This window comes from Streptomyces mashuensis, assembly GCF_014654785.1.
Taxonomy (GTDB): Bacteria; Actinomycetota; Actinomycetes; order Streptomycetales; family Streptomycetaceae; genus Streptomyces; species Streptomyces mashuensis.
Window position 1 is genome coordinate 1 of the sequence record NZ_BNBD01000016.1, and the last position, 25883, is coordinate 25883.

The 25883-nt window shown below is 74.7% G+C and carries 23 protein-coding genes and 1 pseudogene; 8 read left to right on the forward strand and 16 right to left on the reverse strand.

The features are described from left to right. The 3 genes and pseudogenes from IE305_RS27540 to IE305_RS27550 all read right to left on the reverse strand — a co-directional run. Positions 1–456: pseudogene (locus IE305_RS27540) on the reverse strand (transglycosylase SLT domain-containing protein); the annotation flags it as partial. 315 nt (positions 457–771) lie between these two features. After that, the gene (locus IE305_RS27545) at positions 772–1059 is read right to left on the reverse strand and encodes a hypothetical protein (protein ID WP_190132495.1); all 288 of its coding nucleotides are present in this window, start codon (positions 1057–1059) and stop codon (positions 772–774) included. Positions 1060–1206: 147 nt separating this feature from the next. After that, a complete protein-coding gene (locus IE305_RS27550; RefSeq protein ID WP_190132496.1) occupies positions 1207–1869 on the reverse strand; it encodes a TetR/AcrR family transcriptional regulator in 663 nt (220 codons plus the stop codon). A gap of 135 nt (positions 1870–2004) precedes the next feature. On the opposite strand from IE305_RS27550, the gene IE305_RS27555 reads away from it, so the two are divergent. Beyond that, the gene (locus tag IE305_RS27555; RefSeq protein WP_308440281.1) at positions 2005–3210 is read left to right on the forward strand and encodes a cytochrome P450 family protein; all 1206 of its coding nucleotides are present in this window, start codon (positions 2005–2007) and stop codon (positions 3208–3210) included. Here IE305_RS27555 and IE305_RS27560 read toward each other — a convergent pair. From IE305_RS27560 to IE305_RS27570, 3 genes are all read right to left on the reverse strand, one after another. After that, the gene (locus IE305_RS27560) at positions 3173–4441 is read right to left on the reverse strand and encodes a styrene monooxygenase/indole monooxygenase family protein (protein ID WP_190132497.1); all 1269 of its coding nucleotides are present in this window, start codon (positions 4439–4441) and stop codon (positions 3173–3175) included. The two genes, IE305_RS27555 and IE305_RS27560, sit on opposite strands and share 38 nt — an antisense overlap. Before the next feature lie 197 nt (positions 4442–4638). Next, complete coding sequence (locus IE305_RS27565; RefSeq protein WP_190132498.1) at positions 4639–5868, reverse strand: outer membrane protein assembly factor BamB family protein; 1230 nt, start codon at positions 5866–5868, stop codon at positions 4639–4641. 339 nt (positions 5869–6207) lie between these two features. After that, positions 6208–6900 (reverse strand): DJ-1/PfpI family protein, encoded by a 693-nt coding sequence (locus IE305_RS27570; RefSeq protein WP_190132499.1) that lies wholly within the window; start codon positions 6898–6900, stop codon positions 6208–6210. 196 nt (positions 6901–7096) lie between these two features. On the opposite strand from IE305_RS27570, the gene IE305_RS27575 reads away from it, so the two are divergent. After that, positions 7097–8026 carry a LysR family transcriptional regulator gene (locus IE305_RS27575; protein ID WP_190132500.1) on the forward strand — a complete coding sequence of 310 codons (930 nt, stop codon included), beginning with the start codon at positions 7097–7099 and terminating at the stop codon, positions 8024–8026. Positions 8027–8042: 16 nt separating this feature from the next. On the opposite strand, the gene IE305_RS27580 is transcribed toward IE305_RS27575, so the two are convergent. Continuing rightward, the gene (locus IE305_RS27580; protein WP_190132501.1) at positions 8043–8807 is read right to left on the reverse strand and encodes a class I SAM-dependent methyltransferase; all 765 of its coding nucleotides are present in this window, start codon (positions 8805–8807) and stop codon (positions 8043–8045) included. A gap of 211 nt (positions 8808–9018) precedes the next feature. Between IE305_RS27580 and IE305_RS27585 the strand changes: the two genes are divergently transcribed. From IE305_RS27585 to IE305_RS27600, 4 genes are all read left to right on the forward strand, one after another. Continuing rightward, entirely contained in the window at positions 9019–9915 is an 897-nt protein-coding gene (locus IE305_RS27585; RefSeq protein WP_190132502.1) for an alpha/beta fold hydrolase, read from the forward strand. 100 nt (positions 9916–10015) lie between these two features. Then, a complete protein-coding gene (locus IE305_RS27590; RefSeq protein ID WP_190132503.1) occupies positions 10016–10972 on the forward strand; it encodes a pseudouridine-5'-phosphate glycosidase in 957 nt (318 codons plus the stop codon). Then, a complete protein-coding gene (locus IE305_RS27595) occupies positions 10969–11874 on the forward strand; it encodes a carbohydrate kinase family protein (protein ID WP_190132504.1) in 906 nt (301 codons plus the stop codon). The genes IE305_RS27590 and IE305_RS27595 overlap by 4 nt, the downstream gene beginning before the upstream one ends. A 202-nt stretch (positions 11875–12076) precedes the next feature. Beyond that, positions 12077–12529: a hypothetical protein gene (locus tag IE305_RS27600; protein ID WP_190132505.1), complete on the forward strand. Its 453-nt coding sequence runs from the start codon at positions 12077–12079 to the stop codon at positions 12527–12529. 125 nt (positions 12530–12654) lie between these two features. Here the strand turns inward: IE305_RS27600 and IE305_RS27605 are convergent, their stop codons facing one another. Next, on the reverse strand, positions 12655–14028 hold the full coding sequence (locus IE305_RS27605; RefSeq protein ID WP_190132506.1) for an erythromycin esterase family protein: 1374 nt from the start codon (positions 14026–14028) through the stop codon (positions 12655–12657). Positions 14029–14062: 34 nt separating this feature from the next. Continuing rightward, entirely contained in the window at positions 14063–14488 is a 426-nt protein-coding gene (locus IE305_RS27610; RefSeq protein ID WP_190132507.1) for a cupin domain-containing protein, read from the reverse strand. 208 nt (positions 14489–14696) lie between these two features. Between IE305_RS27610 and IE305_RS27615 the strand changes: the two genes are divergently transcribed. Together IE305_RS27615 and IE305_RS27620 are read left to right on the forward strand one after the other, a co-directional pair. After that, the gene (locus IE305_RS27615; protein ID WP_190132508.1) at positions 14697–15284 is read left to right on the forward strand and encodes a TetR-like C-terminal domain-containing protein; all 588 of its coding nucleotides are present in this window, start codon (positions 14697–14699) and stop codon (positions 15282–15284) included. Further along, complete coding sequence (locus tag IE305_RS27620) at positions 15281–16126, forward strand: alpha/beta fold hydrolase (RefSeq protein ID WP_190132509.1); 846 nt, start codon at positions 15281–15283, stop codon at positions 16124–16126. The genes IE305_RS27615 and IE305_RS27620 overlap by 4 nt, the downstream gene beginning before the upstream one ends. Here IE305_RS27620 and IE305_RS27625 read toward each other — a convergent pair. The 7 genes from IE305_RS27625 to IE305_RS27655 form a co-directional block, all read right to left on the reverse strand. Further along, entirely contained in the window at positions 16107–16394 is a 288-nt protein-coding gene (locus IE305_RS27625; protein WP_190132510.1) for a hypothetical protein, read from the reverse strand. The genes IE305_RS27620 and IE305_RS27625 overlap by 20 nt on opposite strands. A 26-nt stretch (positions 16395–16420) precedes the next feature. Next, complete coding sequence (locus IE305_RS27630) at positions 16421–16579, reverse strand: hypothetical protein (RefSeq protein ID WP_190132511.1); 159 nt, start codon at positions 16577–16579, stop codon at positions 16421–16423. A gap of 13 nt (positions 16580–16592) precedes the next feature. Continuing rightward, the gene (locus tag IE305_RS27635) at positions 16593–17483 is read right to left on the reverse strand and encodes a DUF2127 domain-containing protein (RefSeq protein ID WP_190132512.1); all 891 of its coding nucleotides are present in this window, start codon (positions 17481–17483) and stop codon (positions 16593–16595) included. An 89-nt stretch (positions 17484–17572) separates the two neighbouring features. After that, entirely contained in the window at positions 17573–18949 is a 1377-nt protein-coding gene (locus IE305_RS27640; RefSeq protein ID WP_190132513.1) for an NAD(P)/FAD-dependent oxidoreductase, read from the reverse strand. Between the two features lie 65 nt (positions 18950–19014). Further along, on the reverse strand, positions 19015–20454 hold the full coding sequence (gene gad / locus IE305_RS27645) for a glutamate decarboxylase (RefSeq protein WP_190132514.1): 1440 nt from the start codon (positions 20452–20454) through the stop codon (positions 19015–19017). 57 nt (positions 20455–20511) lie between these two features. Next, entirely contained in the window at positions 20512–21912 is a 1401-nt protein-coding gene (locus IE305_RS27650) for a M1 family metallopeptidase (RefSeq protein WP_190132515.1), read from the reverse strand. Next, the gene (locus IE305_RS27655; protein ID WP_190132516.1) at positions 21909–25796 is read right to left on the reverse strand and encodes a Pls/PosA family non-ribosomal peptide synthetase; all 3888 of its coding nucleotides are present in this window, start codon (positions 25794–25796) and stop codon (positions 21909–21911) included. Before IE305_RS27655 ends, IE305_RS27650 begins: the two co-directional genes overlap by 4 nt. Between the last annotated feature and the right edge of the window lie 87 nt (positions 25797–25883).

Sequence of the window (25883 nt, forward strand, 5' to 3'; positions counted from 1 at the left end):
GATGTCCAGCGCCTGGTTGATCCAGCCGTCCAGGTTGTCCGCGTACTTCTTCGGCGCCGGAGCAGCCGGGGCGGCGGGGGCGGCGGGCTTGACCGGGGCACGGTCGGCGGAACGGCTCGCGGCCTGCTCCTTGCGCTCCTTGTCCGCCTTCGCCTTCGCCTTCGCGGCGGCGTCGGCATCGGCCTTCGCCTTGGCATCGGCAGCGGTCTTGGCAGCGGCAGCATCAGCGGCGGCCTTGCCCTGAATGGCGTCCAGCTCCTTGGCCAGCTCGGCATCCTGCGTCGCACCAAAGCTCTCCGCGTTCCACGCCACCGGCTTCACCGTGGCGGAATCGGCGGCAACAGCGTTGCCCGCGACACCCAGCGCCACAGCAGCAGCACCGGCAGCGGCGAGAGTGGCAACGGAGATCTTGTGGGCCTTGGGCAGACGGGTATAGCCAGAGATGGTCGAACGCATAAGCGGAAAGAACCTCATCCAGTCGGGGACATCGCACCGGCCCACACACAGGGCACGAAACAAGCGCCGTACATCGGACACGGCGCCGCAGCGACCCCGTAATTGTTAGCGGCGGCGAAAACCCCCGACAAGAGGTGTGACCTACGACAAAACGCCGTAGAGAAGGGCAGGGAATGGCGAGTGATGCCCTGAAATGCCCCCTTCGGGGCCTTCGACCCTCCTACGTGACTTCGTATGTGACGGGCGCCTCATGAGGGGCCTCACAGCCGGGGCTGATCGGCTTCACAGCATGCATGCGTGCCCTTACGGACGGCGTCAGGAAGCCGAGTCGAGCAGCAGGCTTCCGGCCAGCGCCATCACCAGGCCGGCGAAGGCCAGGACCGCGCCCTGGAGACGGAAGCGCGTGACGCTGGTGGTCACGGACAGCCGCGGCGGGGTGCCCAGCATGTCGAGGCCGCCTCCGAGCCGACGGTGCATGCGCTCGGCGCGGTCCCGGGTGTACTGCGACCAGGCCGTGGTCATGCCGCGGACATTGAAGAGGAGGCCGACACCGAGAAGGGCGACGGCCACCCCGAGCACCACGAAGGCCAAAGAAAAGATCATCCACTGATCGTACGTACCGACCCCGGCAAGGGGCCGAGCCGCTCCTCGACCCGGGCTCGGAGCAGCAGGCGCGCAGCGCTCCGTCCAGGCCGAGCAGCGTCCAGGGTGTCATGCGCACAGCATCGCCGACGGCACCGACAGCCTCCGTCACGGCCGGACGCTCTCCCCGCCCAGGGCGTTGAGGACCTCCGTCAGCTGGCCGGGGGTGAGCGGCGGGGACGGGAGCGGGGGCGCGGCCGGGGCGGGGCGGAGGGCGGCCAGGAGGAGGTGGAGCTGGCGGCGCCAGGCGTCCGGGGCCACAGCGGTGGCCGCGGGGACGACGCGGCCCAGGGCGGCCAGGGCGAACAGCAGGTCCTCGACGACCACGTCGGCGCGGACCGCGCCGCGGTCGCGGGCGCGGGCCAGCAGGAGCGACACCGTTTCGTGGTGGTGGACCTTGAGGGCGTCGAGGGACGGGATGTCCGGGATGCCGGTGGTCATGAGGTCGTTCGAGCCGCGGTCCGTGGCCAGGCCCTCGAAGATGTGCTCCAGGTAGCGGACCAGGCCCTCCCACGGGTCCTCGGCGGCACGGGCCTCCTCGCCGCGGCGGAGCGTGCCGCCCAGGGAATCGCCGAAGACGGCCTCGATGAGCGCTCCCCGGGTGGGGAAACGGCGGTACAGCGTGGCGTTGCCGACGCCGGCGCGGCGGGCGATCTCGTCGAGCGGCGCGCCCAGGCCCTGTTCCGCGTAGAGCTCGCGGGCGGCGGCGACGAGGAGTTCGCGGTTGCGCCGCGCGTCCCGGCGCAGGGGGGTGCTCCGGCTGCCCGTCATGGCCCTCACCACTTTCCCGTCGGCCCGTTCACCGGGGCAGAGCCTAGCAACACAAGCGTGGACCGCTCCCCGGATAGCTGCTACGGTCACCGGCACAACCGGGGACTGCTCCCCATTTTGAAGGGACGGCACACCTTGTCCACCCTGCCCGTCTTCGACGGCCTCGCACCGGCCGGTACCGACTTCTCCCGCGACCCCCACCCCGTCCTCGCCCACCTGCGCGAGCAGGGCCCCGTCCACCGCGTGCCCACCGAGGGCGCGGGCGACGTCTGGGTGGTCGTGGGCCACGACGCGGCGCGCGCGGCGCTCACCGATCCCCGGCTCAGCAACGACGTACGGCACTCCGCCCGCTGGTCCGGCGACGGGGGCCACGCCATCGGCCGGAACATGCTGCAGACCGACCCGCCCGACCACACGCGGCTGCGCGGGATCGTCGCGCGGGAGTTCACCGCCCGGCGCGTCGAGGCGCTGCGGCCGCACATCGAGGAGATCAGCCGGGAGCTCCTCGACGGGATCGCGCCGCTGGGGCGCGCCGACCTCGTCGCGTCGTTCGCCCGCCCCCTGCCCGTCGCCGTCATCGGCGAGCTGCTGGGCGTGCCCGCGGAGGACCGCGAATCCTTCCGCACCTGGTCGGAGCTGATGGTCTTCGCCCCGGCCACCGAATCCGCGGCCGCGGCCGCCGGCGAGATGACCGCCTACCTCACGCGGCTCCTGCACGCCAAGGAGCGCTCCCCCGGCGACGACCTGCTGAGCGCGCTGGTCCGGGCGGAGGACGCCACGGGCGGGCGGCTGCCCGCCGGCGAACTCCTCGGCATGGCCTTCGTACTGCTCGTGGCCGGTCACGAGACGACGGTCAACCTGCTGGCCAACGGGACGTACGCCCTGCTCACGCACCCCGAGCAGCTCGCGGCGCTGCGGGCCGACCGGTCGCTCCTGGACGGCGCCGTGGAGGAGATGCTGCGCTACGAGGGCCCGGTGACGTCCGCGGCCTACCGCTGGACCGCCGCCCCGATGGACGTCGGCGGGGTGACGATACCGGCGGGCGAGGCCGTGCTGGTGCTGCTCGCCTCGGCGTCGCGGGACCCCGAGCGCTGCACCGAGCCCGATCGCTTCGACATCCGGCGCCCCCGCACCGGCGGCGGGCACCTGGCCTTCGGGCACGGTGTCCACCACTGTCTGGGCGCCCCGCTCGCCCGTCTGGAGGCGGCGGTGGCGTTCACGGCACTGCTCGACCGCTTCCCCGGCCTGGCCCTGGACGCCGACCCGGCGGACGTGCCGTGGCGGCCGGGCCTGATCCGCGGGATCACCCGGCTGCCGGTCCGCTTCGGCCCTCACCGGTGACCGCGAGCACCGCTTCCGCTCCCGCCGGGTCCATGAGCCAGTCGCGGTAGCCCACGGGGTCGGCGAAGCCGTTGACGTAGCGGTGCGCCAGGTCCGGGCGTTCGGCCGCGGCCGCGATGACGCGCTGGACGTGGTCGGGGAGCGGGCGCGTCAGCAGCATGCGGGTGAAGGCGTCGATGTGCCGGGCCCGTTCCCAGTACGAGGCGAACGTCGCCTCCATCCACGCCCGGTCGAACGGGCCCTCGCCGCGGTCGAGGACCGCTCGAAGGTAGTGGGCGGCGCTGCGGGCCGCGTTGTTGGCGCCCTGGCCGGTGAGGGGGTCGTTGAGGACGACGGCGTCCGCCATGCCGAGCACGGCACGGCCGTCGGCGCCCACCGGCGCCACCGGGTGCCGCACCACGGGGGTGATCGCGCCCGTCAGGGCGGCGCCGGCGTCGGTCGGCTCGGCGCCGGCGAGGAGGTCCGCCTCTTCCGGGCAGTGGGTCCGCAGCAGCTCACGGGTCCGGTCCAGGACCTCCTGCGGCGACGGCCGGTCCTGCCAGCGGTCGAACGGGCCTCCCGGCACGGCTTCCCACAGCACGATCGTGCACGGGCCCGACAGCGTCAGGGCGGGGATCACGAAGTACTCACCGGCGTCCGGGAAGGCGTACATGCGCAAGGTCCCGGCGGGCGCGGTGGGGTGGGGGGCCGCGCCGTGCACGTACACGACGGCGAGCCTGCGGCGGGGGCCGTCGAAGGGGCTGTGGGCCGCGTCGAGCGGGAAGATCCGGGCGAGGGAGCCGTGGCCGGTCGCGACGACCGTCAGGTCATGGGCCCGCGCCAGCGCGTCCAGGCCGGCGGGGTCGAGCGCCCGGTACTGGACGGTGCCGCCGCGCTCCTCGAACAGCTCCAGCCAGCGGGCGGTCTTGAGCCGCTGGTCGACGGAGCGGGCGGGCTCGTCGAGGGACCCCGCGATCGTGAGGGGCGGCCGGCTGCCCTCGGGGTCGGCCATGGCGAGGGTGACGCCGGGGATGGGCGGGGTGCGGTCGTCCCACAGGTCGAGGCCGGCCGCGCGCTCCAGGGCGAGCGCCGGCCCGTACATGAGCTGGGTGGACAGGACGGGGCCGGTGCGCACCTGGTCCGGCGTGCGGGCGGCGACGAGGGTGACGGCGCAGCCGCCCTGCTGGAGGCCCAGGGCGAGGTGGAGGCCGGCCTGACCGGCGCCGGCGATCGCGATGCGGGTGCTGGACATGGGGTGTTCCTCCCCGTGACCGCTCCGTCGCGAACCTGCCCGAACCCTGACCGGACCCTGCCTCCACCCTGACGTCTCCCGGATCCGCCGCACCGCGACAGCCGTTCCGCGGTCAACAGGAGGTCACGACCGCGAGCGGTAACCCGCGAGCCCTTTCAAGGACAGCACTGGCACTGGAAGCGCCAGCCATCGATGACTCACAGCTGGACAGCCTGGATCGCCTTGGCGGCGATGCCATACATGACGCCTGATACGACCTCGAAGCTGCCTGAGTAGGAGTCACCGGTATCCACGCGCCACGTCGGCTTGCCGGTGCGGGCGCTGTAGGCCCACCACGCCGAGCCATGTGCGACGATCACGTCCTCGCCGGCTGCACAGGGGGCCGACCAGCATGTCTGCAGGCGATCGGTGCGCCACAGCTTCTTGCCGCTGTCCGCGGACAGCGCGAGCACGTAGCCACGCTCGCCCCCCATGCCGAACAGTTCACCCAGCAGATCACCGACGCCCTCATGACCGAGCCCCTCTCCCGACGTGAGGAAGACACGCCCGTCATGCTGGACGGGGACGGGGCGGCAGACGTCCTTGGTGACGGTCCGCCGCCAACGCTGTTCACCGTTTGCGGCGTCGTAGGCGGCGAGCTCACCACGGTACGTACAGACATACACCGTGCTGCCGTCCTTCGTAGCGGTGATCACCCCGTCCATGGCGTCCGCCCGCCACCGGCGTTCACCGGCTTCGGTGCTGTAGGCACACAGCCGGTGCTGTTCGTCGAGCAGGTAGACGGTGCCACCGTCCGGCGCGAGAGCGACGGCGTCCTCCCCGCCGAAGGCGGAAGCCTTCCAGCGTGCCGTGCCCGTGCGAGGGTCCAAAGCCCCGACGGGGCGTGTGTCGCTCTGCCCACCGGCGAGCTCACCGGTGCGAGCCAAAAGAAGCTGCTGCTTCGGCAGCGCCATGAAGATCCTGGAGGGCGGGGCCGTCCAGCGCTCGCGCCCGGTGTCGGCGTCCAGGCCGCACAAGACGCCAGGCGCGAAAGGCCCGTCGTCGTCGGTACTGGCCATCAGGTGGACACAGACGGTGGAGCCGAGTACCAGGGGCGTCCTTGGAGTCCCGGTTCCAACCGGCCCGGCAGACCACGACTCCTGCCCGTCCTCCGCCCGATGCGCCCGCACCACGCCGTCTTCAGCGACCTGATACACGGTGCCATCGGCAACGGCAAGGGGCCCGCCCTCCCGGTACTCCTTGCCCACCTGCACCTTCCAGCCGGGCCGCCCCCCGGCGGCGTCCACGGCGAGGAGACGGGGAGGGTACTTGGTGGAGGCGAAGAGTCTGTGTCCGTCGCGAGCCCAGTCGGAACGCAGGTCGTCGTCGGCTTCGAAGGTCCACAGTGGTGTGCGCAGTGGAGGGGCTGGGACGTCCTCGTCTTGCATGAGTTGCCACCCCGTGTAAGTGCCGGCGCCAAGGGCGCCGGCTGCTGCGGTGAGCAGGAAGGCCCGTCGCGACGGGCGGCGTATGTTCGGGTTCAAGGGCACGCGCGCGTTTTCTTTCAGCTTGGTGTCGACGAGCCTGCGGGGCTTTGAGGGCCGGACTTAATGAGAACCCGTGCATCAGCTGCTGTTTCACCATGGATGGCGACGGCGGCTGCATCCGGGCTTGTTGCGTGACCGGGCTACTTGTACTTCCGCGCAGCCCCAGGTGCGCTCCGTTCCGCGCTCCACGGGCCCGCCGGGACGGGGCCGTGGAGCGCGGAATTCGCGGGGCGGGGCCGGTCAGAAGACCGCGGCGGTGGACGCGAAGGCCGTGGGCACCGGGCCCTGGACGCGCCAGGGGGTGCCGCGGCGTTCGTGGGCGAGCAACGTCTCCACGGTCTGGGCGATCTGCGGGCCGACCTCGCGCTCCAGCAGGTAGAGGGCCAGGTCCAGGCCGGAGGTGACGCCGGCGCCGGTGACGAGGTCCCCGTCGTCGACGACGCGCGCGGCCACCGCCTCGACGTCGGCGTCGACCAGCCGCCCCATCACGAGGTGGTGGGTGGTGGCGCGCCGGCCGCGCAGCAGCCCCGCCATGGCCAGCAGCAGCGAACCGCCGCACACGGCGGCCACCGTCACCGCCGGCAGCTCCATGGCGCTCTTCAGCAGCAGCGGGAGGTCGCTGCGCAGGGCGCGGCCGAAGAGGTCCGGGACGGCGGTCACCGGCCCGGCGCCCCCCGCGGCGCCGGCCAGGGTCTCCGCACTGCCCGCGGACCCGGGGACGAGCACGACGTCGGCTCCGCACGGGTCCAGGAGGGCCGTCGCCCGGAGCGTCAGCCCGCCGATGCTGCTGGCCACTTCGCGCGGCCCCTCTGCCGACACCAGTTCGGCGGTCACCTGCCCGCCCGACACGATGCCCGCGGTGTGCAGGACCTCGTACGGCGCGATGACGTCGAGTGGGTCGAAGCCGTCGAAGAGAACGATCTGTACGTGCATGGGTGTCCCTCGGAACAGGACGGCCCGACGGTCCGGGCCGTGATCGCCCCTGACGCTACGACCAGCGGGTTCCGCGACCAAGGGGCAGGAGCGTCATGCTGCGGCGGGATAACGCCATGCCGGCCGCCCAGGGGTGGCCGCTCCGCCGCACGTCACCGGCCGTATCGTCATGATCGCTCTCGATTAGGCTGCACGCATGATCACTCTGCGTCAGCTCGAATACCTGGTCTCCGTCGTCGAGGAGGGGTCGCTCACCCGGGCCGCCGAGCGGCTGTACGTCACCCAGCCCGCGCTGTCCCACCAGTTACGGGCGCTCGAACGCAGCATCGGCGGGCCCTTATTGGAACGGCTGCCGCGCTCGGTACGGCTGACGCCCATGGGCCGGGCGCTGCTGCCCCACGCGCGGGCCGCGCTGGACAGCGTGCGGCAGGGGCAGGCCGCCGCACGCCAGGCGGCCGGCGCGGAGGCGGGCGAACTGCGCATCGCCACGCTCCACTCCGTGAGCCTGGGCGTGCTGCCGCCCGCGCTGCGGGTGTGGCGGCGCAGACACCCGGGCGTGCGGGTGCACCTGGTGGAGCACCGCAACAGCGGGGAACTGGCCGCGGCGATGGGCGAGGGGCGGGCCGACATCGCCGTGGGACCGCCGCCGGTGGGGTGGGAGGGGCCGGTGTGTGTGCTGGGCGTCGAGGAGTTCCTGGTGGTCCTGGCCGCCGAAGAGCCCGGTCCCGCGACGGCGCACGGGGACGGCGGTCCGCCGCGCATCGGCCTGGCCGGGCTCGCCGACCGCGAGTGGGTGCACTACGGGCCCGGCAACGGGCTGGCCGTGGTCGTCGACGACGCCTGCGCCGCCGCCGGGTTCCGGCCGCGCGCCGCGGTCCGCACCGAGCAGACGGCGAGCGCGCCGGTGCTCGCCGCGGCCGGCCTGGGGCCCGCGCTCGTGCCGGCCAACATCGTCCCGGTGGCGTTCGGCGGCCGTCTCTTCCGCCCGGACCCACCGGTCCAGCGGGTGCTGGCCGCGTACACCCGCATCCGCCCGGACCCGCTCACCGATGCCTTCATCGACCTGCTCCAGCGGGAGGCGTCGATGATGCCCGGCCATGTGCGCCGGCAGCTGGAGGGCGGCTGACCACCGCACCGCGCCGTCAGCCGGCGACCTTCAGGAGCTGGACGGCGTACACACCGGCCTCCTCCTCCAGGGCGTTGAGCCGCCACGGTGTGCCGATGAGCAGCGAGCAGAGCTCGTCGACGGAGGGCATCAGGTAGTCGAACCAGTCGGTGGCGACTGTGCCGTGACGGATCCTCAGTCTCATCTGGCCCGGCATGCGGCCGCGTTCCTCGTTGAGCCGGCCGTACGCGGCGTGGGCCGGGTGACCGGTCTCGCTCTCGTCCGCGGCGGTGCCGAGCAGCTGCCCGCCCGGCGGGACCAGGGCGGCCAGCGCGGCCAGCACGCCGCGGGCGTGCTCCCGGCCCCGGAGCAGGCCGATGTTGTTGCCCAGCAGCGTGACGGTGTCGAAGAGGCCCAGCCCTTCGGCCGGCCCCTCCCCCGGCCGGTCCACAGTCCCGGTCACGGCCTTCAGGCCGCGCCGGGCGGCGACGTCCACCGCGCCCTCGGAGGCGTCCAGGCCCAGCACGTCGCAGCCGTTCCGCAGCATGGCGAGGCCCTGCCGGCCGGCTCCGCAGCCGACGTCCAGCACCCTGCCGTGCGCCTGGGCCACGGCCCAGCGCTCAGGGCCGTTCCACTCCTCGGGGGGCGCGAAGTACGCGGAGGCGTCCCGGATGCTGACGTAGCCGTCGTCCCGCTCGACCACCTCGTAGGCCGTCCCCGGCCGTCCGCCCGCCCGCCAGCAGCTCAAGAGGGCCTGCCCGAAGGCGTCGCCGGTGCCCACGGGTGCCAGGGGCTCGGTCATGTTCCTCCTCGGGTCGTCCTCCGGCGGTCCGGCGAACGGCACCAGCGTAGGTTCAGGTGTTCGAAGAGACCAATGAACGAAAGTCATGCGTGCGATGACAGACATTCATGGGGAGCCGGCCGGAAGGGGCAGGGTGCCGGTCGGCGCCGGATTCCGGTAGGTTCGGGGGGAGTTCGGGCATCTCCGGTCCGGCCCGGGAGAGGGTGGTGCGGTGAACGAGGAGAGGGCCCTGCGGGTCGGTCCGGCGGGGATCGAGGTGGCCTACGAGCGGTTCGGTGACCCGGGGGCGCCACCGGTGCTGCTGGTGATGGGCGGCGGCGCCCAGATGATCAACTGGCCGGAGGGGTTCTGTACGGAACTGGCCGGCCGGGGCACGTATGTGATCCGGTTCGACAACCGGGACGCGGGCCGGTCCACGCACTTCCCCGACGGACCGGAGCCCGACCTCCAGGCGGCGCTGGCGGGCGACTTCTCGTCGGCGGCGTACACGCTCTCCGACATGGCCGCCGACACCGTCGGCCTGCTCGACGTGCTGGGCCTCGACAGCGCGCATGTCGTCGGCGCCTCCCTCGGCGGCATGGTGGCGCAGATGGTCGCGATCGAGCACCCGCGCCGGGTCCGGTCGCTGACATCGATGATGTCGACCACCGGGGACCCGGCCGTCGGCCGGGCGGACCTCGCGAAGCTGCGCGACGTGGGGTCGCCGCCGGCGGACCGCGAGGAGTACGCCGCGTGGATGGTCCGGGCGATGCGCGCGGTCGGCTCCCCCGGCTTCCCCCTCGACGAGGCCGGCGTGGCCGAGCGGGCGAGGCTCGCGTACGACCGGGGTTACGACCCGCCGGCCACCGCCCGCCAGGCCGTCGCGGCCCTGGCCTCGGGCGACCGCACGGAGCGGCTGCGCCGGCTGGACGTGCCGGCGCTGGTCGTCCACGGCGCGGACGACCCGATGTGCGACGTCAGCGGCGGGCGGGCCACGGCCGCCGCGATCCCGGGCGCGGAGCTGGTGGTCGTCGACGGTCTGGGGCACAACCTGCCGCGCGAGGTGTGGCCCCGTCTCACGTCGCTGATCGCGGATCTGGTGCACCGTGCGGAGGCGGCACGCGTCTGAGGGGCGGACGTGGCCGCGGAGGCTTCCCGGGCGGCGGGCCGGGGAACGATCCCAGGGTTCCCGTGGCTGTGGCCGCGCTCCGCGACAGGAGGGACCCACGATGTCGGACGTGCCGGATGCGCCGCACGCGCCGGGAGAAGGGCCGCAGGCCGGGCCGCTCGTGGTGGCGGACGAGGTGCGGGAGGCGCTGGCCCGGCGCCGGCCGGTGGTGGCGCTGGAGTCGACGATCGTCGCGCACGGGCTGCCGCGGCCGCGGAACCTGGTGGTGGCGGAGGAACTCGAAGCGCTCGTCCGGGACGGCGGGGCCGTGCCCGCCACGATCGCCGTGCTGGACGGCGTGGCCCGGGTCGGCCTGGACGCGGCGCAGCTGGCGCGGGTGGCGGGCGAGGACGGCATCCGGAAGCTGGCCCACCGTGACCTGGCGCCGGCCGTGGCGGCGGGTGCCAGTGGGGCGACGACCGTGTCCGCCACCGCGTTCCTCGCGGCGCGGGCCGGTATCCGGGTGTTCGCGACGGGTGGGCTGGGCGGGGTGCACCGCGGGTGGGCGCAGACGCAGGACGAGTCGGCGGACCTGCGCCTGCTGGCGCGGGTGCCGGTCGCGGTGGTCTGCGCGGGTGTGAAGTCGGTGCTGGACGTGCCGGCGACGCTGGAGCGGCTGGAGACGCTGGGCGTGGGGGTGGTGGGGTTCCGCACGGCGGAGTTCCCCGGCTTCTATCTCACCGGTTCCGGGGAGCCGGTCGGCTGGACGGTCCGGTCGGCGGCGGAGGTGGCCGCCGTGCTGCGGGCGCAGGACGCGCTGGGCGGTCCGCCGTCGGCGCTGGTGGTCGCCAACCCCGTGCCTCCGGAGCAGCAATTGGACCCGGCGGTGCACGACCGGGTGCTCACGGGGGCGCTGGAGGCGTGCGAGCGGGAGGGGGTGACCGGGCAGGCGGTCACCCCGTTCCTGCTGGACCACCTGGTCCGGCACACGGGCGGCGCGTCGCTGGAGGCGAACGTGGCCGCGGTACGGGGCAACGCGCGGCTGGCGGCCGGCATCGCCGTGGCGTACGCGTCATGACGGGCGGCGGCGGGGCGTTGCTGGTGGTGGGTGACGTGGTGACCGATGTCGTGGCCCGGCACCGCACTCCCCTGGCGCCCGCGACCGACACGGCGGCCCGCATCACGACCGTGCCGGGTGGCGCGGGGGCCAACGTGGCCTGCTGGGCGGCGCGCGCGGGGGTGCGGGACGTGCGCCTGCTGGCGCGGGCCGGGGCGGACGCGGCGGACTGGCACCGGCGGGCGCTGGAGGCGGCGGGTGTGCGGCCGCGGCTGGTGGTGGACGAGGGGGCGCCGACGGGGACGGTCGTCGCCCTGGTCGGTCCGGACGGCGAGCGGACGTTCCTCACCGACAGCGGGGCGGTGCTACGGCTGTCGGCCGCCGACTGGGACGAGGGGCTCCTGGAGGGCGTGGGCCGGCTGCACGTGTCGGGCTATCTGTTCTTCGCCGCGGCGAGCCGGGAGCTCGCCGGGCTGGCGATGCGGGCGGCCCGTGCACGGGGGGTGCCGGTGAGCGTCGACCCGGCGTCGGCGGGGTTCGTGGCCCGTTTCGGGGTGGACCGGTTCCTCGCCGCCGTGGCGGGCGCGGACGTGCTCCTGCCCAACCGGGACGAGGCGGAGCTGCTCACGGGCCTGCCGGTGCCGGCCGGTGCGGCGGCGAAGCTCAGCCGGCAGTTCCCCCTCGTCGTGGCGACGCAGGGCGCGGAGGGCGTGCTGCTGGCCCGGGCGGGCGCGGTCGTCGGCCGGGCCGGCGGCGAGGCGGTCACGGTCGTGGACTCCACGGGGGCGGGCGACGCGTTCACCGGTGCGTACCTGGCGGCCGTCCTGACCGGGCACGACGTGCTCGCGGCGGCCCGCCGGGGCTGCCGCGCGGGAGCGGAGGCGGTGACGCAGGTGGGGGGCCGGCCCCGCACCCCCCTCTAGCGGGGAGCCGCCGCCGGCGGCTCTATGTACGGGTTTCGACCGGCTCTGGTCAGGACTCGGGAACTGTTGGGTCGCGAGTGCATCACAGTGTTACCGGCGGTATGGCACTTCGCCGGGACAGCTGCCTAGCGTGACGCGGACTCGTCAATGGCGCCGCAAAGGGTGCGCCATTCCTCACGCCACTTGATCGAGAGACGCCACTGTGAAGCTTCACCACGCCGTCCGTACCGCCACCGCCTCCGGGATCGCCGTCGTCGCGCTCTTGGGGGCGGGCGGATGCAGCAGCGACTCGGGCACGCACGAGTCCGCCGCCGGGTCGAGCAGTGCGCCCACCGCCGCGCCCGCGGCCGACGAGGGCCGCGACGCGGCGAAGGACGTCGAGGTCTCCGACTGCGCGTTCGCCGACAAAAAGGACCTCTCGGCCACGGTGAGCGCCACCAACAGCAGCGCGACGGCGACCTACACGTACGCCGTCACCGTGAACTTCACGGCGCCCGACGGCAGCCCGCTCGCCACGCAGACGTCCTCGCTGCCGTTCGTGCGCCCCGGCCGTACGGACACCCTGGACGTGAAGGCCCCGGCCACCCCGAAGGCCGGCACACCCACCGGCGCCGTCAAGTGCGCGGTCGCCAAGGTCGTGCGCACGACGGGTTGACTGAGCGGCAGCACGTCCGGACCGCAGTCGACGACTGCTTCACCGATCTGCTGCTCGAGGAGGGCGACGCCCTGCCGGCGGCCGTCGAGGCCAGTGCGCCGGCCGGGCTGCCGCCCCACCACTCGTCACCGGCCGGCGCCCGGCAGCGGCACCGACGCGTGCACGGTGTGCAGGTACAGCAGGGCGTCGTAGGCACGGCCCAGCGCCATCGGCGCGGTGGGCTGGTTGGGGTGGCGGCCGGGGATGACGTACGTCGGCCGCTCCGTGTCCAGCCACCCGGCCAGGGCCGGGTCACGGGTCGCGGCGCGCAGGTCGAGGAAGAAGTCGCGGCGGTCCACGCGATCGAGGGTGTCCTCGTTGCTGCCCGGCGCGGCGGGACCCACACCGAACACACCCGTCTCCCCCGTGGCCGTCCGGGCGCGGTACGCACCGCTGTGCAGGGCGGTGCCCACCGCGAGGTAATCCCGTCCCAGGAGGTCCCGCAGGTCGGCGCCCATGGTGACGGGGTAGACGGCGGGCATCACCGAGGTGCGGGACACATGCCCGTCGTGGGCGGACGCGACGACCCGGTCGCCGGTGTGCCGGTGCCACCAGACGACGGTCTCCGCCATCGTGCGGTCCCGGTGCCGGTTGAGGGCGGCGGCCTGCGCCGGGTCCCCGGTGTCGAAGGCGAACTCGGTGGCCATCTCCGCGAGCATCCGGGCCTCTTGCAGTACGAAGGGGTCCCGCGCGTCCGCCCGGGCGAGCATCTCGTACGCGGCCTTCGCGTCCCGCTCCATGGCCCGGCGCCGGTCGAGCGGGAGCGCGCCGTAGGCGGCGAGCCGGGCGGCGACCCCGCCCGGGAGGGCGCGGAACGCCGCGTAGCGGCTGCGGAGCGCGGGCACGAGCCCGGAGGCGTGGCGCCCGGCCCAGGCCAGGATGCGGTCGTACTGCTCCGGGCCGGCGTCGGAGAAGTCGAGGCCCACGACCCGCACCGGGCGGGCGGCCGTGCGGTTGTGCTCGCGCATCCAGGTGAAGAGCCGCAGCAACTCCTCGTTGTTCAGCAGGGAGTAGCCGTCCTGGAACTCCTCCCGCATGATCTGCCGCAAGTCGCCCTCGCCGGTACGGACGCAGGTGTCCAGGCGGACGCCCGCCGACCAGCTGATCTCCATGGCGAACGCGGAGAATCCCTCCCGCCGCACCAGCTCCCGGAACACCCGGTGCTTCACGTCGAACAGCTCCTTCGAGCCGTGCGACGCCTCCCCCAGGCCGACGACGGTGGCTCCCCGGGTCAGCGCGGCGAAGGGGGCCAGGTCGTCACCGCGCCCGCCGGGGTCGGTGGACCGCAGGGGGTGGGCGTACCGCCGGAAGGCGGCCGGCACGGAATCGCCGTGCGGGGACCGGCCGGTGGCGGCGGCGTTCCCCGCCAGGGCCGGCGGGGCGAGCGTCAGCGCCACGGCGGGGACGGCGATGCCGCGGAGCAGGGAGCGGCGGGAGAGCGGTAAAGATCGTTGCGTCATGCGGGAGTTATACCGGGACGCCCGGTGGGGGACGTCAGGCGGCCCCGTCCAGGTGGTACAGCTCCGGCACGGACACCTTGACCGGCTCCTGCGTGGTGCGGGCGATGACGACGACCACGGGCTCCTCCGGGTCGGGGTTCTCCTCGCGGTGCGGGACGAACGGCGGGACGAGCAGGAAGTCGCCGGGGCCTGCGGTGATCCGGACCTCCTCCGTGCCGTCGTGGTACACGAAGACGGGGTGCCCGCTGACGACGTAGATCCCCGCCTCCGACGCTCCGTGGTGGTGGTTGTCCGTGGCGCTCAGCGGCGGGTTCTCGACCAGGCCCATCCAGAGCTTCTTCGAGCCGACGGTGCCGCCGCTGATGGCGGCGTGGCCGTCCAGTTCGCCGGCCCGGACGTGGTGGACCCGGTCCGCCCGCGGCGCGTCGCTGTCGTGGTGGGCGGGGGTGGGGGTGCTCATCTCACTGCCTCCTGACGGTTGTCCGGCGGCCATGGCCGTGGGCCCGTGGCCGTGCGAACAGGCTGCGGCCACCCCTGGATCAGCAGCAACGTTCTTTGCGGAATCAGCAATCCTGCCCGTGAGCACGACGGGACACGAACATGATCGACACAGAAAGCTAGACGCATTAGGTTTCTCCCTAGACCCCCTAGGAAACGGAGGTGGCCGCATGGTGCGTGCCGGAATCACCGCGGCGCGGCTGACGGAGGCGGCCGCGGCCATGGCCGACGAGGCCGGGCTCGAGAAGGTCACCCTCTCGGCCCTCGCGCGGCACTTCGGCGTCAAGGACGCCAGCCTCTACTCGCACGTCCGCAACCTGCGCGACCTGCACGTCCGCATCGCCCTGCTGGCGTCCGAGGAGATGACCGGGCGCATCGCCGCCGCGGTCGCCGGCCGCTCCGGCAAGGAGGCGCTCGTCGCCTTCGCCGACGCCTACCGCGACTTCGCGCTGGAGCGGCCCGGCCGCTACGCCGCGACGCAGCTTCAGCTGGCCCCGGAGGAGGTCGCCGACTCCGTGGGTTTCCGGCGCAGCGTCGAGCTGACGTACGGCATGCTGCGCGCCTACGGCCTGGCCGAGCCGGACCTCACCGACGCCGGCCGGCTGCTGCGCAGCACCTTCCACGGCTATGTCCACCTGGAGCTCAGCGGCGGCTTCGGGCACACCCGTCCCGTGCGGGAGTCCTGGGCGCGCTCGCTCGACGCCCTCCACCTCGTCCTCACGAACTGGCCGTCCCGGCCCGATGGGAGCAACCGATGAACGAGCCCACCACCGGCACCCTCACCGTCCCCGGCGCCACCCTGTACTACGAACGGCGCGGCAGCGGCCCCCTCCTGCTGCTGATACCCGGCGGCGCGGGCGACGCCGGCCTGTACACGGCCATGGCGCGGCAGCTGGCCGCCCGGTACACCGTGGTGTCCTACGACCCGCGTCCCCTGTCGCGCAGCACCCTCGACGAGCCGCTCGCCGACCAGGACGTGCGGGTGTGGAGCGACGACGCGGCACGGCTGATCGAGCGGCTCGCCCCCGGCGGGGACGTCTTCGTGCTCGGTTGCAGCTCGGGCGCCATCACCGCCCTCGCCCTGCTGGCCCGGCACCCGGAGCGGGTGCGGCGCGTGGTCACCCACGAGCCGCCGCTGCTGGAGCTGCTGGAGGACTCCGCACGGCACCGGGCGCTCTTCGCGGACGTGCGGGACACGTTCCGCGCCGAGGGGGCCGGGCCGGCGATGGCCCGGTTCGCCGAGGCCCTCGGGGACCGGCCGGCGGAGCGGGCGACCGAACTGCCGCCGGAGATCCTGGAGATGGCGCCGCGCATGCACGCCAACCTGCCGGTCTTCCTGGAGCACATCCTGGTGCCCTTCTCCTCGTCCGCGCCGGACCTGGCGGCGCTCCGGCCCGTCGCCGGCAAGCTCGTACCGGCGGCCGGGCGCGATTCGCGCCATCAGGTGCCGCTGTACGGGCCGGCCGCCCGGCTGGCGGACCTGCTCGGCCGTCCGCTGGTGGAGTTCCCCGGCGGTCACCTGGGCGCCACGGAACATCCCGCTGCGTTCGCCGAGCAGCTCGTGGCGGTGCTGGAGGGCGTCAGCCCCGTTGCCGCCTGATCCAGGCGACGAGGGCCACCAGTCCCACCGGGACCAGCAGGCCGCCCTTGACCGCCACCTTCGCGGTGAACCACCAGAACCCGGGCCCGCCGTTCCAGTCGAACTGCCGCGCAATGACCCATATGAGGGCGCCCGTCACCAGGGCGCCGCCCGCGATCAGGGCGCCCTTGACGACCTTGTTGCCGGCGACGTCGGAGGTGTCGGTGGTGTCGGGGGCGGGCCCCGGCGGTGCGCCCGGCGGCGTCTTCTTCAGCATGTTCTCGTCCACGAGGGCGAACTATATGCAGGAGTCACCTACTCCGGCCCCGGCGCGTCGCCGGGACGGGCCAGTCCCAGCCGCAGGTGGACGATGCGGGCGACGTCGGCGACGGTGCCCTCGCTGCGCAGCAGTTCCATCGACGGGAGGTCGATGTCGTACTGCTGCCGGAGGGTGACGAGCAGTTCCGCGCCCATGAGGACGCCGGGGTCACTCCCCCGCGGCCGGGCCGTGCCCGGGTCCGCGCCCGTGCCCGTGGCCCGGGAGGACGCGTTCCAGGGCCTCCCAGCCCGTGTCGCGGGCGCGTTCGGCGGCCTCGGCGCGCCCGCCGCCCCGCAGGCCGAACAGCCGCTTGGCCAGGAGGAGGTACAGCACCACGGCGAGGTTGACGACCAGGGTGAGGACCTTGGTCGCGCCGACGTGGCCGGTGAGTTCGTAGAGTTCCGGCACCAGCAGGACGGTGGTGGCGACGAAGGTGAGGTACTCGGCCCAGCGCCGGCCCTTCCACAGGCCGACCGCCTCGACGCCTTCGAGCAACGCGTAGGCGCCCAGGACGGCGCCGATGGCCCACAGGGTGGAGGAGCGGGCGGCGAAGGCGCGGTCCAGTTCGCCGAGGAGGCCGTGGCCGTGCCGGCCGCTGGGTCCGCCGACGCCGTTCTGCAGGGCGTCCGTCACGCGGTAGAACGGCCCCCGGAGCCGTTCCCGCCGGTCGGCGAAGAGCAGGACGGCGACGGACAGGGTGCCCAGCACGAGGAAGTGCAGCAGCCGGTCGGCGGCGATGAGCCGGAGCATGTAACGGTCGCGCAGGGGCCGGCCGCGCAGCGGGAGGGCGATCTCCTCGCGGGCGGGGGGCACCTCGCGCCCCGGGCGGCCGGGGCGCGGCAGCACGACCCAGGCGTCGCAGCGCAGACAGCGGTGCCAGCGCAGGCCGTCCGGCGCCTCCCGGGCCAGCAGCGCGTCCTCCGGCCGCAGCCGGGCCGCGTCGGTGCCCACCACGTGGTGGCCGTGCAGGGCGCAGCCGAGCAGTTCGTACCGCAGCCCGCGGCGCTTCCCCTCCACGCCGGGCGCCGGCTGCAGCCGCGGTCCGTTCCGTTCGCTCACGTCGCCCACACCTCCGCATCATGGCCCGGCCGGACGGCCCGCGGGCACCGCCCCGCGGGGTTTCCTCCGAACAGGGGCCGCGCCGGCAGTCAGCCGTGTGCCGGGCCGCCGGGGCCGCCGGGCCGGACGGCCGTGCGGGCGCGGATCTCGTCGCGGTCGAGGTACGTGGTGGTCTGCTCGAAGTCCTGGAGGGTGGCCGGGCAGTGGTGCTGGAAGCCGGTGCGGACGTAGTCGTCGCCGGCGGCGGCGTTGAGCAGCCAGTTGGTGACCGTCCTGGTCCGGGCGACGCCGGTGGGGAGGGCCAGCAGGTGATAACCGCGGGCCACGGCCTGGGCGGGGAGGCCGGTCAGGGGCAGCCCGACGGGGTTGGCGACGGCTTCGTGGCCGCCGAGGTCCACGACGAGGCCGAGGTCCTTGTGCCGGTAGGGGCGCAGGGGCCGGCCGCGCAGGTGGGCGGCGACGTTGTCGGCGGCGACCACGCCCTGCCGCTGGGCGTGCTGGGCGGTGGGCGGGCACACCGCGCCGTCGCCCTTGGCGAGGTCGGGGACGGCGGCGGCGTCGCCGAGGGCGAAGACGCCGTCGTGGCCGGGCAGGGTGAGACGGTCGGTGACGGCGAGCCGGCCCTTGACGGTCTCGGCGCCGAGCGTGGCGACGAGGGGGCTGGCGGCCACGCCGGCGGTCCACACGAGGGTGCGGCAGGGCAGTTCCCGCCCGTCGGTGAGGGTGACGCGGTCGGGCCCGGCCTTGGCCACGGAGACGCCGAGGGACACCTCGATGCCGCGCCGGCGCAGGGCGCGCAGGGCCCGGTCGCCGAGCCGGTCGCCGAGCTCGGGCATGAGCCGGGGCGCGAGGTCGACGACGTGCCAGCGGATCTGCCGGGGGTCGACGCGGCGGTACCGGCGGGCGGCGGCCGCGGTGAGGCGCTGGAGGGCAGCAGCCGTCTCGGTGCCGGCGTATCCGCCGCCGACCACGACGAAGCCCAGGCGGGCGGCGCGTTCGGCCGGGTCCTCGGTGGCGTCGGCCAGGTCGAGCTGGGCGATGACGTGGTCGCGCAGGTGGGCGGCCTCGGCCAGGGTCTTCACGCCGTGGGCGTGCTCGGTGAGGCCGGGGATGTCGAAGGTGCGGGTGACGCTGCCGGGGGTGAGGACGACGACGTCGTACGGTTCGTCGACGGTCTCGTCGTCGATCCTCCGGATCACGCAGACCTTGGCGTCCGGGTCGACGCCCACGGCCCGGCCGGGCAGGACCCGGGTGCGGCGCAGCCGGCGGCGGAGCGAGACGGCCACGGACTGGGGGGTGAGGACACCGGACGCCACGTGGGGCAGGAGGGGCAGGTAGAGCTGGTAGTCGGTCGGGGTGGCCAGCGTGATGCGGGCCTCGTGCGGTGCGAGCGTGCGTTCCAGGCGGCGGGCGCACGCCAGTCCGGCGAAGCCCCCGCCCACGATGAGGACACGTGGACGATTCATACGGCACGTGTGCTCGCTCGGCCCGGCTTCAGTCCTGCCGTCCGGGCGCTTCGGTGCCTGTTCCGTCAGCGGCGGCCGGGTTCGCGGGGGTTGTGGGTCTCGGCGCCGTGGGCGAAGGCGCCGGCGTCGTCCCGGCTGCGCTGGGGCCGGCCCTGTTTCTCCAGGCGCGGCAGGACGCGCCGCAGGTCGTCGAGGAAGAGGCCGGCGAGGTCGTGGCTGAAGCCGTTGCGCACCACGACGCGGAGCACGGCCAGGTCGGTGCGGTTGGCGGGGAAGGTGTAGGCGGGGACGAGCCAGCCGCGTTCGCGCAGGGCCGCGGAGACGTCGAAGACGGTGAAGGCGCCGATGCCCTCGCGGACGCGGAAGGCGAGGACGGGCAGTTCGCTCCCGTCGGTGACGAGGTCGAAGGGGCCGAGCCGGGCGATCTCCGCGGCCAGCCGGGTGGCGACGTCGCGGCAGGTCTGCTGGACGCGGCGGTATCCCTCGAAGCCCAGCCGCAGGAAGGTGTAGTACTGGGCGACGACCTGGGCGCCGGGCCGGGAGAAGTTGAGTGCGAAGGTGGGCATGTCGCCGCCGAGGTAGTTGACGTGGAGGACGAGGTCCTCGGGCAGCGCGTCGGCGTCGCGCCACAGGGCCCAGCCGACGCCGGGCATCACCAGGCCGTACTTGTGGCCGGAGGCGTTGACGGAGGCGACGCGGGGCAGCCGGAAGTCCCAGACGAGGCCGGGGTCGAGGAAGGGGGCGACGAAGCCGCCGGAGGCAGCGTCCACGTGCACGGGGATGTCGAGCCCGGTGCGCTGCTGGAGGTCGTCCAGGGCGGCCGCGACGGCGGACACGGGCTCGTACGAGCCGTCGAAGGTGGAGCCGAGCACGGTGACGACGCCGATGGTGTTCTCGTCGCAGCGCTCGACGGCCTCGGCCGGGCCGAGGTGGTACCGGTCGCCCTCCAGGGGGACGTAGCGGGGCTCGACCTCGAAGTAGTCGGCGAACTTCTCCCAGCAGACCTGGACGTTGGCGCCCATGACCAGGTTGGGCCGCCCGGCCGGCGCGCCCGCGGCGCGGCGGCGGTGCTGCCAGCGGCGCTTGAGCGCCAGCCCGCCGAGCATGGCCGCCTCGCTGGAGCCGGTGGTGGAGCAGCCGACGGCGTGCTCGGGGGCGGGGGCGTGCCAGAGGCGGGCGAGCATGTGGACGCACCGCTCCTCCAGCTCGGCGGTCTGCGGGTACTCGTCCTTGTCGATCATGTTTTTGTCGGCGCACTCGGCCATCAGCCGCAGCGCCTGCGGTTCGCCCCAGGTGGACACGAACGTCGCCAGGTTCAGCCGCGCGTTGCCGTCCAGCATCAGCTCGTCGTGGATCAGCTGGTAGGCCGTTTCGGGTTCCATCTCCCCGCGGGGCAGCGTGTGGCGGGGGACGCGGAGCGGCTCGCGGCTGAAGACGGGGTTGACCTCGATGTCGCGGGGCCTGGGGCCGGTGCGGTGTCCGTGGTGCGGGTGCTGGAGCGGCATCGTCGGCTCGTCCTCTCCTCGTACGGGCGGTCCGTCGCCAAGGACTCGGGGGAGACGTTACTCGGGGAAGCCGGGGAGCCGCTCCTCGAACAGCCACGGGCGCAGGACCTCGTCCGGGTCGTGGCCGGTCACGCGGTGGACGTGGGCGAGGAAGGCCGTGGTGTCGGCGCTGCCGCCCCGGTGTGCGGCGTGCCAGGTGCGCAGGACGGTGAAGAAGGCGCGGTCGCCGACCGCCAGGCGCAGGGCGTGCAGGGTGCAGGCGCCCCGCGTGTAGACGCGGTCGTCGAACAGCCGCCGGGGGCCCGGGTCTGCGGTGCACAGGTCCTGGGGGCGGCGGGACAGCTCGTGCCGGGCCTGCCGGGCGAGCGTGTCGGCGTCGTCCTCCCCGAGGTGTTCCGACCAGAGCCACTCGGCGTAGGTGGCGAAGCCCTCGTTGAGCCAGATGTGGCGCCAGTCGGCCAAGCCGACGCTGTTGCCGAACCACTGGTGGGCGAGTTCGTGGGCGACGAGGGTCTCCCAGCCGCGCCGGCCGTCGACGTGGTTGCTGCCGAAGACGGAGAGGGTCTGGTTCTCGACGGGGGCGGCGAGTTCGGCGTCGACGACCACGGCCCCGTAGGTGTCGAAGGGGTAGGGGCCGAAGAGGGCGGTGAAGGCGCGCATCATCGCGGGCTGGCGGGCCAGGTCGTGGCGGGCCTGCTCGCCGAGCCGGTCCGGGTAGGCGTTGCGCAGGAAGTCCTGCTCGTCGAGGGTGAGGCGGCCGGTGTAGACGGCGGCGAGGTAGGAGGACATGGGGCCGGCGTGGTGGTGGGTCCAGCGCACTCCCCCGTCGACGGGGCGGCGTTCCACGGGCGTGCCGTTGGCGAGGGCGGTGTATCCGTCGGGCACGGTGACGGAGATGGTGTAGGCGGCCTTGTCGTCGGGGCGGTCGTTGCAGGGGAACCAGGAGGGGGCGCCGAGGGGCTGGGAGGCGACGAGGGTGCCGCCGTGCGGGTCGCCGGTGCGTTCCCAGCCGATGGTGCCGAAGGGGCCGCTGACGGGCCGGGGCCGGCCGCCGTAGCGGATGTCGGCGGTGAAGGGCCGGTCGGGTGCGAGCGGCCGGTCGCCGGTGAGCAGCAGTTTGCCGCCCCGGTGGCGTACGGTCGCCGGGGCGCCGTCGAGGTGGGCGGAGCGGACCGACAGCCGGTGCAGGTCGAGGGCGACGTGCGGGGTGAGGCCGGTGGCGACGGCGTGGATGCGGGCGGTGCCTTCGAGGTGGTCGCGCACCGGGTCGTAGCTGAGCCGCAGCTCGTACGAGAGGGTGCGGTGGCCGTCGCTGCCGTGGTCGGGGAAGTAGCGGGGGGCGGCGGGTGCCCGCCGGCTGTCGCCGCCGCAGAGCGCGGCGGCGACAGCCGGCGGGAGGGCGGCCGCGGCCCTGAGCAGGCCGCGGCGGCTGCACCGTAAGCGGGGGGCGGTGGTCATGCCGCCCGTCCCGCCGCGACGCCGGCGATCGGGTTGCCCGTCCACTCGGTGCCGGCGGGCACCGTCTCGCCGCGCATGACGAGGGACGAGGGGCCGATGGCGGCGTGGTCGCCGATCGTGGTGCCCGGCAGGGTGATGCCGTGGGGGCCGAGCGAGGCGCCCGGGCCGAGCCGGACGGTGTCCATCCGCATGATGCGGTCGTGGAAGAGGTGCGTCTGCAGTACGCAGCCGCGGTTGACGGTGGCGCCGTCGCCGAGGCTGACCAGGTCGGTCTCGGGCAGCCAGTACGTGTCGCACCACACGCCGCGGCCGACGCGGGCGCCGAGGCTGCGCAGCCACCAGCCGAGGACGGGGGTGCCGGTGAAGGGGCCGGCGAACCAGGGCACGGCGAGCGACTCGACGAAGGTGTCGTACAGCTCGTTGCGCCACACGAAGGAGCTCCACAGCGGCCGTTCGGTGGCGGTGAAACGTCCCACCAGGAGCCATTTGGCGGCGGTCGCGACGAGGGCGGCCACCAGGCCCGCGGCCAGCAGCAGTGGCCCGCCGACGAGCGCGGCCAGGCCGAGGCCGCCGGCGTCCAGGGCCTCCTGCTGGCCCAGCAGCACGACCTCTGCGAGCGCCAGTCCGCACATGAGGGGCAGTATGCGGCACATCTCGACGGCCGCGCGGGCGACGACGAGACGGCGTGGCGGCTCGAAGGTGCGTGCGGCGTCGGCGGTGGCCGCCACCCGGGGCAGCGGCAGGGCGGGGCGGCCCAGCCAGGAGCTGCCGGGTTCGCTGTGCTCGGGGGCGTCGGACAGGACGCCGACGAGGCCCCGGTCGGGCACCGCGCGGCCGGGGCCCACGATGCCGGAGTTGCCGACGAAGGCGCGGTGGCCGATGCGGACCGGGCCGAGCAGCATCCGCCCGGCGCGCAGCTCGAAGGGGGCGACGAGCGTGTCGTCGGCGAGGAACGCGCCGTCCTCGACGGTCAGGAGCGAGGGCAGCGGCAGCACCGTGGAGATCTCGGCGCGGCGGCCGACGCGGGCGCCCAGCAGGCGCAGCCACAGCGGGGTGGCCAGGCTGGCGTAGAGGGGGAAGAGGGAGGAGCGGCTGCCGTCGAGGAGGCGGGCCACCAGCCACACCCGCCAGGCGACGCCGCCGTCGGCGGGGTGCTCGCCGGGCCGGATGCCGCGGCCCAGGGCGCGGACCAGCCCGGCGACGAGCAGGATCTGGCAGACGAGGGTGAGCAGGGTGAAGGGCGGTACGGCGAGCAGCATCCACAGGGCCGCGGACGACAGGGTGGCGCAGTCCCGGACGAGGAGGTAGGTGCCCACGAGCGCGGGCAGCGCGGCGGTGAACGGCAGGAGCGGGAGCCCGGCGAGCGAGAGGGCGTAGGCGGGGTCCCAGCGGCGCGAACGGCGGGGGCGGCGGGGGGCGGCGGGTGCGGCGCCGGCGGGGCGGGCCGGGGAGCCGGCCCATGCCTGGCCGGCGGGCAGGTGGCCCGCCAGGCAGGCGCCGGCGGCCAGTTCGGCGCCTGCGCCGAGGGAGGCGCCGGGCATCAGCATGCTGCGGTGCCCGACGCGGGCGCCGGCGCCCACCTCGACGGATCCGATGCGCAGGACGTCGCCGTCCAGCCACCAGCCGGCGACGTCGGCCTCCGGTTCGACGGCGCAGCCGTCGCCGAAGGAGGCCAGGCCAGTGACCGGGGGCATGGCGTGCAGGGCGGCGTCGCGGCCGGTGGTGCAGCCGAGGGCGCGGGCGTAGCGGGCGGCCCAGGGCGTGCCGAGCAGGGCGGGCACGCCGAACGAGGCGACGGTGCGTTCGGCGGTCCACAGCCGCAGGTGGACGCGGCCGCCGCGCGGGTACGCGCCGGGGGTGATGCCCCGGGTGAGGAGGCGGGCGGCGGCCGCGCCGGCGACGAAGCGGGCGGGGGCGCTGACGAGGAGCAGCCAGCCGGTGAGGACGAGCCACCAGGGGGTGTGCGGGGCCCAGGCGTGGGGCGCGAGGAGGCCGAGGACGTTGTCGGCGGCGGCCAGGCCCACGAGGGCGCGCAGGCCGGCGACGCCGAACAGGGCGCCCTGCACGAGGATCTGCGCGGCTCCGGTGCGGCGGCGCACGGGCCGTACGGGGGCGCGGGTGGCGTCCTGGGCGGTCAGGGAGTCGAGGTGGGCCGCCATGTCGCGCAGGACGGGGTGGCGGTAGAGGTCGGCGACGGAGACGCCGGGGTGGTGCTGCCGCAGGGCGGAGGCGAGGCGGGCCGCGGCGAGGCTGGTGCCGCCGAGGTCGGTGAAGTGGCTGTCGGGTCCGGGCCGGATGCCGAGGAGTTCCTCCCACAGGGCGGCCAGGCGGGCGGCGGTGCCGGAGAGGGGCTCGCCGCCGGCGGGGCCGGCGGTGGTGGGCAGGGGCCAGGGCAGGCGGTCGCGGTCGACCTTGCCGGAGGTGCGCGTGGGCAGGACGGGGACCTCGGCCAGGACGGGCACGAGGGCGGCGGGCAGGCGCCGGGCGAGCAGTTCCCTGGCCCGTTCGCGGTCGTAGCCGTCGCCGGGGACGACGTAGCCGGCCAGGAGCGTGCCGCCGGCGGGGGTGGTGCGCACGGCGGCGGCCGCGCCGCGCACGCCGGGCAGTGCGGCGAGCGCCGCGTCGATCTCGCCGAGTTCGAGGCGCCGGCCGCCGATCTTGATCTGGTCGTCGGCGCGGCCGGCGAACACCAGTCCTTCGGGGTCGGCCCGGACGAGGTCGCCGGTGCGGTAGGCGCGGGCGGTGTTGAGGACGGGGCAGGGGCGGAAGCGTTCGGCGTCCTTGCGGCGGTCGAGGTAGCGGGCCACGCCGGCCCCGGAGACGACGAGTTCGCCCTCCTCGCCGGGCGCCACGGGCTCGCCGGCCTCGTCGACGACGGCCAGGTCGTAGCCGTCGAGCGGCAGCCCGATGCGGACGGGCTCGCCGGGCAGCAGCCGCGCGGCGCAGGCCACGACGGTGGTCTCGGTGGGGCCGTAGGTGTTCCACATCTCGCGGCCGGGCACGGCGAAGCGGTCGACGAGTCCGGCGGGGCATGCCTCGCCGCCGACGATGAGCAGCCGGACGCGGGTGAGGCACTCGTCGGGCCACAGGGCGGCGAGGGTGGGGACGGTGGAGACGACGGTGATGCCGCGTTCGACGAGCCAGGGCCCGAGTTCGTGGCCGGCGCGGACGAGGGAGCGCGGCGCGGGCACCAGACAGGCGCCGTGCCGCCAGGCCAGCCACATCTCCTCGCAGGAGGCGTCGAAGGCGACGGAGAGCCCGGCCAGGACCCGGTCGCCGGGGCCGAGGGGGGCGTCGCGGAGGAACAGCCGGGCCTCGGCGTCGACGAAGGCTGCGGCGCTGCGGTGGCTGACGGCGACGCCCTTGGGGGCGCCGGTGGAGCCGGAGGTGAAGATGATCCAGGCGTCGTCGTGCGGGGCCGGCGGGTACCCGGCGCGGCCGGCGGGCGCGGTGACGCCGGGTGCGGGGACGCCGTCGCCGGTCAGGACGGCGCAGACGCCCGCCTCGGTGAACACGGTGGTGGCGCGCTCGTCGGGGTCGTCGGCGTCGACGGGTACGTAGGCGGCGCCGCAGCGCAGGACGGCCAGGATCGACAGGTAGAGCTCGGCGGTGCCGGAGGGGACGCGCACGCCGATCCGGTCGCCCGGCCCGGCACCGGCCCGGCGCAGCCGCTCGGCCCGGACGTCGACCTCGGCGAGCAGGTCACGGTAGGTGAGGAGGTCCGTGCCGGTGTCGAGGGCGGGGGCGTCGGGGTGGGTCCCGGCGGTGGTGTCCAGGACGTCGAGCAGCGTACGGGCCGGCGCCGCCGGGGCGCCGCGGTAGTGCGCGACGGCGGTGCGCGGCTCCGGGGGGAGCGGTAGGGAATCGGGAAGGGGCAGTGACATTCGGTACGTCCCTGGTCGGGCTGGGCAACGCGGACACGTGAGGCGTCCGCACCCCCAGACGGCGGGGACGCGGGTCCGGTTCACGCG